This window comes from Pseudomonas lactucae (assembly GCF_036688725.1).
In the GTDB taxonomy this organism is placed as follows: Bacteria; Pseudomonadota; Gammaproteobacteria; order Pseudomonadales; family Pseudomonadaceae; genus Aquipseudomonas; species Aquipseudomonas lactucae.
Window position 1 is genome coordinate 100,200 of the sequence record NZ_JAQQPT010000019.1, and the last position, 12,329, is coordinate 112,528.

Consider the following 12,329-nt stretch of genomic DNA (forward strand, 5'->3'; position numbering starts at 1 on the left):
TGAGTCAACCACTGAGGCTTTCATGAGCCAGATCGAAGAACAGCGCCTGATCACCAAGATCGCAAGCCTCTACTACGAAGAAGGGCTCAAGCAGTCCGAAATTTCCACGCAACTGGACCTGTCCCAATCCTTTATCAGCCGCGCCCTGCGCCGGGCGCTGCAGGAAGGCGTGGTGAAGATCAGCGTGATGCGCCTGCAAGGCCTGCACCTGGAGCTGGAAAACCAACTGCAACGCCGCTACGGCGTGCGCCGGGTGATCGTGGTGGAAGCCACCGAGCCCGGCAACGATGAAAGCATCAAGCAAGCCATCGGCTCGGCCGCCGCGCATTACCTGGAGACCAGCCTGTCGCCCCAGGACCGCATCGGCATTTCGTCGTGGAGCAGCACCATCCGCGCGATGGTCGGCCATCTGCACGCCCAACCGGGTAAACAAGGCGCCGAGGAAGTGGTACAACTGTTGGGCGGGGTCGGCCACAAAGGCGCGTTTGAAGCCACCCTGCTCACCCAGCGCCTGGCCACCCTGCTCAATTGCCCGGCGTATCTGCTGCCGTCGCAAAGCATCGAGCAATCGGTGCAGAGCAAGCAGCGCATCGTGCAGATGGAAGAGGTCAAGGAGGTGCTGCAACGCTTTGACAGCATCACCCTGGCGATCGTCGGCATCGGCGAGCTGGAGCCCTCGCAACTGCTGCGCAACAGCGGCAACTACTACACCGAGGACATGCTGCGCCTGTTGGCCGAGCGTGGCGCGGTGGGCGATATCTGCCTGCGTTACTTCGACGCCCAGGGCAAGCCGGTGCTGGAGGAAGATGAAGAATTCGTGGTGTCGGTGGCGCTGCCCAAGTTGCGCGACATCCACCGCGTGCTCGGCCTGGCCGGCGGGCTGAACAAGGTCCAGGCGATTCGTGGCGCACTCACGGGTGGCTACCTCGACATCCTGGTGACCGACCTCGACACCGCGCAGGCCCTCAACCGATAACCCTTTTTGGAGACCGCCGCTCATGACGTCCAAACTCGAACAACTCAAGCAATTCACCACCGTGGTCTGCGACACCGGCGACCTGGAAGCCATCAGCCGCCTGCGCCCGGTGGACGCCACCACTAACCCGTCGTTGCTGCTCAAGGCCGCGGCCATCCCGGAATACGCCGAGTTGCTGCGCAATGCCGTCAGCGTGTCCAAGGGCGATGTCGACCTGGCCTGCGACCGTTTCGCGGTGTCGGTGGGTTGCGGCATCCTCAAGGTGATTCCGGGGCGTATCTCCACTGAAGTCGACGCGCGCCTGTCTTTTGATGAAGATGCGTTGTGGGCCAAGGCCAACCAGTTGATCGCCTTGTACGACCAGGCCGGTGTCGGCCGCGACCGCGTGCTGATCAAGCTGGCCTCCACCTGGGAAGGCATCCGCACCGCCGAGCGCCTGGAAAAGGCAGGCATCCAGACCAACCTGACCTTGCTGTTCTCCTTCGCCCAGGCCCAGGCCTGCGCCGATGCGGGGGTATTTTTGATCTCGCCGTTCGTGGGCCGCATCTACGATTGGTATCGCAAGAACACCGGCCTGGACTATACCGGCGTTGAAGACCCGGGCGTGCAGTCGGTGACACGCATCTACAACTACTACAAGGCCAACGCCATTGCGACCGTGGTCATGGGCGCAAGCTTCCGCACCCTCAGCCAGATCGAAGAACTGGCCGGTTGCGATCGCCTGACCATCAGCCCGGACCTGCTGCAAAAGCTCGCTGAAGACAACGGGCCGCTGGCGCGCAAACTCACGCCGGGTACCGAAGGTGAGGCACGCCAGCATCTGAGCGAAGCGCAGTTCCGCTGGGCCTCGAATGAAGATGCGATGGCCACTGAGAAACTGGCCGAAGGCATTCGCCAGTTTGCGCGGGATCAGGAGAAATTGGAGAAGGTGTTGGCTGCTTTATGAGCCCCGACCAGCCGGTAAGCCAACCGCGCACTTTGGTGTTCCTGGCTTACCCGCAAATGGGCCTGCTCGACCTGACTGGCGCCCAGACCGTGTTCTGGGCAGCCACCAAGGCCATGGCCGAACGCGGCTTGCCGGGCTATTTTGTGCATACCGCCAGCCTGGCGGGCGGCTTGATGCCAACGGCTGAAGGGTTGAGCGTCGATACCGTGCCCTTGGCGACATTTGATCCAGCCACCCTCGACACCTTAATCGTGCCCGGCGCGCCCGCCATTCAAGAGTCGATGGCCGCCAACACCGACCTGGTCGACTGGCTGCGTCACGCCTCTACCCGGGCGCGCCGCACGGCCTCGGTGTGCAGCGGCACCTTCCTGCTCGCCCAGGCCGGCTTGCTCCAAGGCCGACGCGCCGCCACGCACTGGGCGATGTGCGACATGCTCAAGCGCGGGTTCCCGAGCATTGAGGTGGACATGGACGCGATCTTTATCCAGCAGGGCAACGTGTGGACGTCGGCGGGCGTGAGCGCCGGCATCGACCTTGCGCTGGCGTTGGTAGAGGCCGATTGCGGACGGCACGTCGCCCTGCAAGTGGCGCGGGAACTGGTGGTGTTTCTCAAGCGGCCCGGTGGTCAGGCCCAGTTCAGCCAACTGCTGCAGGCGCAGACCGACGACACGGCCGGTTTCGACGCCCTGCACCTGTGGATCGCCGACAACCTGAGCGACAGCGACCTGACGGTGGAGCGCCTGGCCGAACAAAGCCGCATGAGCCCACGCAATTTCGCTCGGGTCTACAAGCAAAAAACCGGGCGCACACCGGCCAAGGCTATCGAACTGTTTCGCATGGAAGCCGCACGGCGCCTGCTGGAAGACTCTCAACGCAACATCGACCAAGTCGCGCAACTGTGTGGTTTTGGCGACGAGGAACGGATGCGCTACACCTTCCATCGCCACCTTTCGATTTCCCCCCGTGACTACCGCGAGCGCTTTTCGCGTTAATCGCCACCACTTGGCAGTAATTCAGGGTTAAGTGTCCTACCAGACAAACAGCGGTGCTTTTACAGTGAGCCGGTAACGCCTCACGGCGTGAGCAACCATCTCGACTGGGTCTCTGGAGCAACTCATGAAACAGCACATCCTTATCATCGGCGCCGGGTTCGGTGGTGTCTGGAGCGCGTTGGGCGCCGCGCGCCTGCTGGATAAAAATGATCGCCACGACGTGCAAATCAGCGTGCTGGCGCCGCGCCCGGAGCTGCGTATTCGTCCACGGTTCTATGAGGCACAAGTGCATACCATGCAGGCGCCCCTGAGCCCCTTGTTTGCAGCGGTTGGCGTGAACTTCATCGAGGGCACGGCCGACAGCATCGATGAAAATGCCAGGCAGGTGACCTATCGCGACCTGGCCGGTAACGCCACTAACGTCCAGTATGATCGCCTGGTGCTGGCAGCCGGCAGTCGTTTGAATCGTCCGCCTATGGAAGGCATCGAACACGTGTTCGATGTGGACCAGATCGAAGACGCCACGCGCCTCGAAGCGCATATTCACGCCCTCAAGTCTCTGCCCGACAGCCCCGCGCGCAACACCGTGGTGGTGGCCGGGGGCGGTTTTACCGGCATAGAGACCGCCACCGAAATGCCGGCGCGCCTGCGTGAAGCGCTGGGCGACACCGCCAACATCCGTGTGGTCGTGGTCGACCGCGGCCCGCAGATCGCGGCAAGCATGGGCGATGGTATTCGCCCTTCGATCATCGAAGCCAGCAAAGAACTGGGTATTGAATGGATACTCAACACGTCGGTGGCCTCGGTGGATACCGGTGGCGTGACCCTGGCGGATGGGCAGCGGATCGAATCCAGCACGGTGATCTGGACCATCGGCTTTCGCGCCAACCCCTTGACCGAACAGGTCAGCGGCACCCGCGACCCACAGGGCCGGTTGCATGTGGACGGCACCCTGAAAGTCAAAGGCCAGACCGACGTATTCGCCGCCGGTGACGTGGCCTACGCCGCCACCGACGACCTGGGCAACGTCGCCGCGATGTCCTGCCAGCACGCCATCGCCCTCGGCCGCTATGCCGGCCACAACGTCGCCGCCGACCTGATCGGCGTGGCGCCGATGACCTATAGCCAACCCAAATACGTGACGTGCCTGGACCTCGGCGCCTGGGGCGCGGTGTACACCGAAGGTTGGGACCGCCAACTGAAGCTCGTGGGCCAGGAAGCCAAGGACCTCAAACATCAGATCAACAGCGTATGGATCTACCCACCGGCGGCCGAGCGAGCAGCGGCCCTGGCGGCAGCTGACCCATTGATCCCCGTGGCCTGATTCACGTTTCGCCTATATCGGCCGGCGCCCTCCTGGCTGCCCCGGTCACTCCCGAGCGCCCGCCGATGATGATCAGGCGGGCGTTTTTTTGCCTGGCACGCTCATCGAGCACACTGGTCAGTCGCGCTCATCCAAGCCACGCGCTGCAAACGCCCCCAGCACGCCGCCGACAATCGGCGCCAGCCAGAACAGCCAGAGCTGCGACAGGTACTCCCACCCGGCAAACAGCGCCGGCCCGGTACTGCGCGCCGGGTTGACCGAAGTATTGGTCACGGGAATCAGGACCAGGTGGATCAGGGTCAGCGCCAGGCCGATGGCAATCGGTGCAAACCCGGCGACCGCACCCGGCGCCGTCACCCGCATGATGATCAGCACGAAAAAGAACGTGGCGATCAGTTCAGCCAGCAAGGCGGCCGTCATGTCGAACTGGCCTGGGCTCAGCGGGCCATAGCCGTTGGCGGCAAAACCACCCGCTGCGAAACCGGGTTGGCCGTTGGCAATCAGGTACAACGCCGCCGCCGCGACAACCGCCCCCGCTACCTGCGCCACCACGTACGGCAGCACATCGACAGTCGGCACGCGGCGCCCGGCCCACAGGCCGATGGTCACCGCCGGGTTGAAGTGCCCGCCGGAGATCCCCCCCACCGCGTAGGCCATGGTCAGGACGGTGAGGCCGAACGCCAGGGACACCCCCACAAAACCAATACCCAACCCCGGAAAGGCGGCAGCCAGGACGGCGCTGCCACACCCGCCGAAGGTCAGCCAGAAGGTACCGAGAAACTCTGCGCTCAGACGCTTTTGCACAATCGACTCCATTGCTGTTCAAGTGCCGTCACCACAGACGGTGGGCGGTCCTGGAGGACGGTAGCAATGGGTGGCGATGGGCCCTATAAGACTTGTCCGGTTTTAGTGAAGCGATGCACTCGCACCGTTCGACGGGGAGCCTTTGTAAGATGAGAGCAAAGCATTGAAAGCCGCCGTGGCTCCGCGCTGTTGCCGTTGCCGTTGCTCTGGCTCTGGCTCTGGCTCTGGCTTTTGATCTAGATCTCAGGCGCCCCGTCAAACACGCTGGCCGAGCCTAAGCGAGGTGCCGAGTGTTGGGGCAAGAGCGCTTGGTTACTTTGCCGCTTTTGCAAAGTGACACGCCGTAAGGGCGGAACCATAAGCCGCCGTTACCGCAGAAACGGATATGTACTCGATCAGATCCAACATCCTGGTCGGCTGTCAGGCCTATATCGGGAGCAAGCTCCCTCGCCACAGGCTCAGGGCCACGCCCAAAGTTGTGCAGATACCTAGCGTATCAGCCCGCAGCCACCCCCGTCCCAAACCTGCGAATCGCCAGGCAATACCCCACCAGCGCCACCGCCGCCAGCAGCCCACCCGCCGCGCCGATCCAGGCGAAGCCGAAGTGACCGCCGACCCAACTGCCCATCAGGGCGCCGCCGCCGATGCCGATGTTGTAGATGCCGGAGAACATCGCCATGGCCACGTCGGTGGCGTCCGGTGCCAGCACCAGCACCTTGGACTGCATGGCCAGGCCGAAACCCATGATCGCCATGCCCCAGAAGATGCTCAGGATCACCAGGTAGGATTCGGCGCCGCTCAGAGGCAGCAACAGGCACAGGCACGCCACCAGAAGGAACACCGCGCCAACCACGAACAGGTGCGGATTGAAGCGGTGCACCAGGCTGAACAGCAGCGAGCCGACGATGCCCGCGCCGCCGAACACCAGCAGGATCAGGGTCACCGCGCTGCCGCCCAGGCCGGCCACGCCTTCGACGAAGGGTTCGATGTAGCTGTAGGCGGTGAATTGCGCGGTCACGGTCAGGGCAGTGAGCACGTAGAGCGCCACCAGCGCCGGACGCTTGAACAGCAATGGCAGGCTGCGCAGGGAGCCGGAGTTCTGGCTCGGCAGCAGCGGCAAGGTACGCGCCAGCCAGAACACCAGGGCGGCGGCAAAGGCGCCGATCACCAGGAACGTGGTGCGCCAGCCCATGGCCTCGCCGAGCAGGCGACCGAGGGGGATGCCCAGGACCATCGCCAGGGAGGTGCCGGTGGCGAGCAGACCAAGGGCTTGCACCTGTTTGCCTGCCGGCGCCAAACGTACGGCAAGGGACGCGGTGATTGACCAGAACAAGGCATGGGACAACGCAATGCCGACGCGACTGAGCATCAGGATGCCGAAGCTGGTCGCAATGCTGGACAGAATATGGCTGGCGATGAACAGGCCGAACAGCACGATCAGCAATTTGCGTCGTTCGACGTTACGCGTCAGCAGCATCACCGGCAGCGACGTCAGGGACACGATCCAGGCGTAGAGGGTGAGCATCAGGCCGACGCTGGCGATAGGCATGTCGAAGCTGGCACCGATGGCGCTGAGCAGGCCGACCGGGACGAATTCGGTGGTGTTGAACACAAACGCAGCCAACGCGAGGGCGATGACCGGTTGCCAGTTGGCTTGGGGGGTTGCGGCTGAAAGGCTCATGGAACGGCGAGGTACTCTGACGATGATCAAGCGACCGCCCAGGACAAGCGCCGCCGCCGAGCATTCTATAGGTTTCTCGGCCGGTTGTTGGCGCTGATCCTGGACAAATCGTCGTTCGCCTGCTCAGGGCGACGTCAGGGTTACCACGTAGGCACCGGAGCGGATCGGCTTGCCGAGGCCGTCCACCAGTTGATACCGCTGGTCGTAATAGCGCCCATTGCTGCCGGTATCAGTCAACAGCACGGCACGCGCCGATGAAGCGCCCACGGCCTTGACGCTGGCGACCGGTGTCACGTTGCGCACATCAATGCTGCCGCCACGGCTCACGCTGGGGCATCCGGTGAGTTCCATCACCGAACCGTTATGCGCATTGGACAGACAGCCGGGTTCAACGATGCTGCCATGAAACGCAATGGTGCCCTGGCCCGCCGCCGTGGCACAGGTACCAGCCAAGACGATAAAGAGGCCCGCGGCCACCGAAAAACGTTGGATATTCATGTCGACACTCCCTTCTAGGTAGTTAAAAGGAACGTCGACCCTCGATGCGCAAACTTAAGGCCGTTCGTCGGCAAAAGCAAAATTTCCTACAAAACTCAGTACATCGCCCTACATCAGGGTTGGGCCTGTTCCATCAGCTCAGGAATGCTATCCGGCCGCTTGGCATAGCGCTGCGCCAACGCCGCACACACCATCAGCTGGATCTGGTGAAACAGCATCAACGGCAGGATCAACACACCCATGCTGGCACCGGCAAACAGCACCTGAGCCATCGGTACGCCGGTTGCGAGACTCTTCTTCGAGCCGCAGAACAGGATGGTGATTCGGTCCTCCTGGCTAAACCCGAAGGCCTTGCCCAGCAAGGCGGACACCACCAGCACCAGGGCCAGCAACACGCAGCAGGCCACCACCAGGCCGCCCAGCTCCCACAGCGGGATCTGATGCCAGATGCCTTCGTTGACCGCTTCGCTGAACGCGCCGTAGACCACCAGCAGGATCGAGCCCTGATCGACGAATTTGAGCCAGGTTTTATTGCGCCCCACCCACGCGCCGATCCAGCGGCGGGCGATCTGCCCGGCAATGAACGGCAGCAGCAGTTGCACGCTGATCTTGAGGATCGCATCGACAGTGGAACTGCCCTCGCCGTGCACGTTGAGCAACAACGTCACCAGCAACGGCGTGAGGAAGATGCCGAACAGGCTTGAGGCCGCCGCGCTGCAAATCGCCGCCGGGATATTGCCGCGCGCCAGCGAGGTGAAGGCAATCGCTGATTGCACGGTGGCCGGCAAGGCACAGAGGTAGAGCATGCCCATGTACAGGTCTTTGCCGATCAGCGGCGACAGCACCGGCTTGAGCGCCAGCCCCAGGAGCGGGAACAGCACGAAGGTCAGGCTGAACACCAGCAAGTGCAGGCGCCAGTGACCGGCCCCGGCGACGATGGCCTGGCGCGACAGCTTGGCGCCGTGCAGGAAAAACAGCAGCGCGATGGCCAGGTTGGTCACCCAGCCGAACGCCACGGCAGTCTGGCCGCTGGCAGGCAACAGGGAGGCAAGGACCACCGTGGCGATCAGCGTCAGGGTGAAATTGTCGGGCAGGAAACGAGGGCGAGTCATAAGCGCATCTTCCAGGGGTTGCCAAGAACGTCGTGGCGACTCTAACGTAACGGCCTGTTACCGACTAACGCCAATGAGCCAGTAAATGCCGCCTAAAGGACAGGAAAAAACCGTACGCCGCAGCATTCCCGGGCTGTCCAGCCTGCCACGGCCGGTGTATGGGCGCACCGAATCGCTGCCCAACCGCGCGCTGACACGTCGGCACAGCCATCCATGGGTGCAGTTGTCCTACGCGATTTCCGGGGTGCTGGAGATCCAGACCAGCGCCGGGCGCTTCGTCGCACCGCCGCAACGCGCGGTGTGGATTCCGGCGGGCATGCCGCACCGCGTCTACAGCGCGCCCCACACCGAGATGCGCAGCCTGTATCTGGATTGCCGCGTTACCGCCTGGGCGGCCGGGCATTGTCACGTACTGGAGGTGAGCAGCCTGTTGCGCGAGCTGATCCGCAGTTTCAGCGAGCTGCCGGTGGAGTACGCCGAGGATGGTCCGGATGGGCGTCTGGCCCAGGTGATCCTCGACCAACTCGCCGCCGCGCCCCAGGTGGACCTGATGCTGCCCCTCCCTCTCGACGCCCGCTTGCGGCAGATCTACCGCAGCCTGAGCCTGCGCCCGGAGCAACAGACCACGTTGGGCCAATGGAGCGAGAAACTGGGGCTCAGCGAAAAGACCCTCAGCCGTTTGTTTTTGAAAGACACCGGCCTGACCTTCCGCGCCTGGCGCCAGCGCTTGCGCCTGCTCAGCGCCCTGCCCGCCCTGGAGCAAGGCGATCGGGTGACGGATGTGGCGCTGAACTGTGGCTATGAGTCCACCTCGGCGTTTATCAACGCGTTTCGCCAGCAGTTCGATGCAACGCCGGGGGAGTTCTTTCGCTGAGTGCTCAAACAACGAAGGTCAACTGTGACAGCGGGCTTGCCCCGCGCTGGGGTGGGCACGGCAATGCGGTCTTCTCGATTGTTCTGCAAATAATCCCCAAACCCGCGCGTGGCTGGTATTGTGCCGCGCTTGAAAAACTGCCACCAACCTGCGAGGAAATGCACGTTGAACACTGACGAAAAAATGACCGGCGATCTGTTCGCGGTGGATAAGCGCCTGTCACTCAAGCCGGTGGTGGACTTCAACACCTACCTGCGCAGTGCCTTCGGCGACGGCCCGTGTACCTGCATCCGCTGCACGGCCAGCGGCGGTGATGAAACCGGCTATGCGTTCCAGCACACCTTCGAGTTCGATGGCAAACCCACCCACCGCCGCTTTGCGTCCACGGCCGGTGGCGATGTGTTGATGGCGTTGAAGAAGGCGTGGTTGTCGTACACCAAGGCCGAGCTGCCGCTCAGTGGCGTGCTGGAACTGGAGACGGTGAAAGAGTTCGTCGAACCGCAACTGCACAAGCGCCTGGCACCGTTGTTCTTGGCCAGTGGGTTGGTCAAGACCCTAGACGGTGAGTTGCACATTCAGCCGCAAGCGTCGGCCTGACCCTGGTGTATATCAACCCTGGGAGGGCGCACGTCGAATCGTACGGTCCTCCCAGATTCAGACTGCATCCGATCTAGAAGCCCGGTGCCCCCTGCACGCGAAACGCGGGCGTCAGTTCGTCGTCCAGCGGTTCGGTCAGCGGCCGATCATCAATGCCCGGCACCAGAATCACCTTGCGGCACTCCTCCTCGGCTTTATCAAAGACCTCATAGCCACGCGCCGCCTGTTCCAGCGACAGACGGTGAGTAATGATCGCCTCCGGGTTCAGCTGCCCCAATTCAATATGCTCCAGCAACTGCGGTAGAAAACGCTGCACATGGGTCTGGCCCATCTTGAACGTCAGACCTTTATCGAACGCATCGCCGAACATGAAGCCATGGATAAACCCGGCATACACCCCCGCGACGCTGACCACCCCGCCGCGGCGCACCGCAGCGATGCACTGGCGCAACGCCTTGCCGCTGCTGCCTTCGATCTTGAGGGTGGTGAGCAGGGTTTCGGTGGTGCTGCCCTTGGCTTCGAAACCAACAGCATCCACCACGCCATCAACCCCGCGCATGCCGGCGGTCTGGCGGATGATGGTGTCGGCGGGGTCATCGTCGTCTTCGAAGTTGATCGGGATCACGCCGTACATCTTCTGCGCATAGTCCAGTCGATACGGGTGATCGTCGACCATGAAAATCTGCTCGGCGCCGAGCATCCGCGCGCACGCCGCGCTCAGCAGCCCGACCGGCCCGGCGCCGTAGATCGCTACGCTGGAGCCCTGGCCAATCCCGGCGTTGGTCACCGCCTGCCACGCAGTGGGCAGGATGTCGGAGAGAAACAGTACCTTCTCATCCGCCAGAACGCCGGGCACTTTGAATGGCCCGGTGTTGGCCTTGGGCACCCGCACCAGTTCGGCCTGGCCACCGGGAATGCCCCCATACAGGCGGCTGTAGCCGAACAGCGCAGCACCCGGCGGGATCGCCTTTTTATTCAGGATCGCGCCGCGGCCGTCATTGGTGGTTTCACAGGCGGCGAATTGCTGCAGCTGGCAGAAGAAACACTCGCCGCAGGCAATCACGAACGGGATCACCACGCGGTCGCCGCGCTGCACCGCCGTCACGCCGGGGCCGGTTTCTTCGACAATGCCCATGAACTCATGGCCGAAGATATCGCCATGTTCCACCGTCGGGATCTTGCCGCGGTACAGGTGCAGGTCAGAGCCGCAAATCGCCGTGGCGGTGACCCGCAGAATAATGTCGTCGGGTTGTTCGATGATGGGATCGGGGACGGTGTCCACCTGCACCTTATGGGCGCCTTGATAGGTCATGGCTCGCATGAGCTGCACTCCGGTTATTGAGTAGAGTCAGTCATTAGGGGCGGCCGTCAGTGCGGGCGTTCCCTTGGCGTACGCGGGCAGCCGATCAAAGGTCGCCACGGCTCTGGGCGAGCAAACGATCGACCACTGCCTGTAACCCGGCGGGCTCATCCGCGCCCTTGGCCAGGGCGTCTGCGAAACACTCCAGTTGATCGAGCGCACTGTTTCCGCGCCGCAACAGCGCCAGGGCGTGCTCGAACACCAAAGACTCACCCATGGCCTCGGCGGTCGCGCGAAACTGTTGCGCGGCCTGCTGCAACCACTGTTCGGCACTGCCGATGGTGCCCTGGTCGTCCAGTGCAAACGTGCCCGCCGCGCCATAGCGCTTGGCCTGCCAGCGGTTTTCCTTGAGCAGCCAGCGCGTCTGGGCGGTAAACCTGGCACCGGGCCGAGCCAGCGCGCAGGCATGGGTGACCATCACGCGAAACAGCGTGGCGAGGACCAATGAATCGCCCAGCCGGGGACACGCGTCCGTCATGCGCAACTCAAGCGTCGGGTAACGCGCCGCCGGACGGATGCCCCACCAGCCGTTGCCATCGGCCTTGATCGCACCCACGCGGTGCAACAATGCCAGGTAGCGCTGGTAGCCCGCCCAGTCTTCGAAATGCTCCGGCACGCCCATGCGCGGCCATTCATCGCAGGCGGCCTGGCGGTAGCTCATGAACCCGCTGGGCGCTCCCTCCCAGAACGGTGATGAGCAACTGAGCAGCAACAACAATGGCAGCCACGGCGACACCTCGTTCATCACCGCGATGCGATCCACCTCTGTCGGTACCTGCACATGCACATGCAGCCCGCATAAGAGACTGCGGCGCGCCACCTGTTGCATGTCCTCGAACAGTTGCTCGAAATGCGCCTGCACCGTGGGCTTCTGCTCGCGCCAGGCCGCCAGCGGATGGCTGCCGGCGCAGACAATGCCCAAGCCGAATTCACCCAGGGATTCAGCCAGGTTGTGCCGCACGGTGGCCAGGTAATCGGCGGCTTCGCGGCTGGCCTTGAACACCGGCGATGCCACTTCGATCTGCCCCTGGAACATCTCGAAGGCAAACCCTGCGCCGATCGCTCGTCGACACGCCGCCAGCACCGCCGCCGGGGGCTCGCTGAGCATTTGGCGACTGTGCAGGTCGGTGATGAAGTATTCCTCTTCAATGCCGAAGGTCAGCAT

Annotated in this window: 12 protein-coding genes; 6 read left to right on the forward strand and 6 right to left on the reverse strand. The window is 63.2% G+C overall.

The genetic code is table 11. The features are described 5' to 3' along the window. Positions 1-22 precede the first annotated feature (22 nt). From V6M90_RS21635 to V6M90_RS21650, 4 genes are all read left to right on the forward strand, one after another. Positions 23-976 (forward strand): sugar-binding transcriptional regulator, encoded by a 954-nt coding sequence (locus V6M90_RS21635; protein WP_003174520.1) that lies wholly within the window; start codon positions 23-25, stop codon positions 974-976. 22 nt (positions 977-998) lie between these two features. Further along, on the forward strand, positions 999-1,922 hold the full coding sequence (gene tal, locus V6M90_RS21640) for a transaldolase (protein ID WP_078825064.1): 924 nt from the start codon (positions 999-1,001) through the stop codon (positions 1,920-1,922). Then, entirely contained in the window at positions 1,919-2,914 is a 996-nt protein-coding gene (locus V6M90_RS21645) for a GlxA family transcriptional regulator (RefSeq protein WP_332847121.1), read from the forward strand. Before tal ends, V6M90_RS21645 begins: the two co-directional genes overlap by 4 nt. A gap of 124 nt (positions 2,915-3,038) precedes the next feature. Beyond that, a complete protein-coding gene (locus V6M90_RS21650) occupies positions 3,039-4,238 on the forward strand; it encodes an NAD(P)/FAD-dependent oxidoreductase (RefSeq protein WP_141064760.1) in 1,200 nt (399 codons plus the stop codon). A gap of 117 nt (positions 4,239-4,355) precedes the next feature. On the opposite strand, the gene aqpZ is transcribed toward V6M90_RS21650, so the two are convergent. The 4 genes from aqpZ to V6M90_RS21670 all read right to left on the reverse strand — a co-directional run bounded on the left by aqpZ (position 4,356) and on the right by V6M90_RS21670 (position 8,333). Next, positions 4,356-5,054: an aquaporin Z gene (gene aqpZ, locus V6M90_RS21655; RefSeq protein WP_042944873.1), complete on the reverse strand. Its 699-nt coding sequence runs from the start codon at positions 5,052-5,054 to the stop codon at positions 4,356-4,358. A gap of 484 nt (positions 5,055-5,538) precedes the next feature. Then, entirely contained in the window at positions 5,539-6,723 is a 1,185-nt protein-coding gene (locus tag V6M90_RS21660; RefSeq protein ID WP_141064761.1) for a sugar transporter, read from the reverse strand. 123 nt (positions 6,724-6,846) lie between these two features. Continuing rightward, positions 6,847-7,221 carry a hypothetical protein gene (locus V6M90_RS21665; protein ID WP_003174624.1) on the reverse strand — a complete coding sequence of 125 codons (375 nt, stop codon included), beginning with the start codon at positions 7,219-7,221 and terminating at the stop codon, positions 6,847-6,849. Positions 7,222-7,334: 113 nt separating this feature from the next. Continuing rightward, a complete protein-coding gene (locus tag V6M90_RS21670) occupies positions 7,335-8,333 on the reverse strand; it encodes a bile acid:sodium symporter family protein (RefSeq protein WP_003174625.1) in 999 nt (332 codons plus the stop codon). An 85-nt stretch (positions 8,334-8,418) separates the two neighbouring features. On the opposite strand from V6M90_RS21670, the gene V6M90_RS21675 reads away from it, so the two are divergent. Both V6M90_RS21675 and V6M90_RS21680 read left to right on the forward strand, forming a co-directional pair. Then, on the forward strand, positions 8,419-9,207 hold the full coding sequence (locus V6M90_RS21675; RefSeq protein WP_332847122.1) for an AraC family transcriptional regulator: 789 nt from the start codon (positions 8,419-8,421) through the stop codon (positions 9,205-9,207). Positions 9,208-9,372: 165 nt separating this feature from the next. Then, on the forward strand, positions 9,373-9,804 hold the full coding sequence (locus tag V6M90_RS21680) for a hypothetical protein (RefSeq protein WP_003174627.1): 432 nt from the start codon (positions 9,373-9,375) through the stop codon (positions 9,802-9,804). Positions 9,805-9,877: 73 nt separating this feature from the next. On the opposite strand, the gene V6M90_RS21685 is transcribed toward V6M90_RS21680, so the two are convergent. Both V6M90_RS21685 and V6M90_RS21690 read right to left on the reverse strand, forming a co-directional pair. Further along, positions 9,878-11,125, reverse strand: coding sequence for a zinc-dependent alcohol dehydrogenase (locus V6M90_RS21685; RefSeq protein WP_003174628.1), 1,248 nt, complete (start codon positions 11,123-11,125; stop codon positions 9,878-9,880). A gap of 85 nt (positions 11,126-11,210) precedes the next feature. Beyond that, positions 11,211-12,329 carry a carboxylate-amine ligase gene (locus V6M90_RS21690; RefSeq protein WP_332847123.1) on the reverse strand — a complete coding sequence of 373 codons (1,119 nt, stop codon included), beginning with the start codon at positions 12,327-12,329 and terminating at the stop codon, positions 11,211-11,213.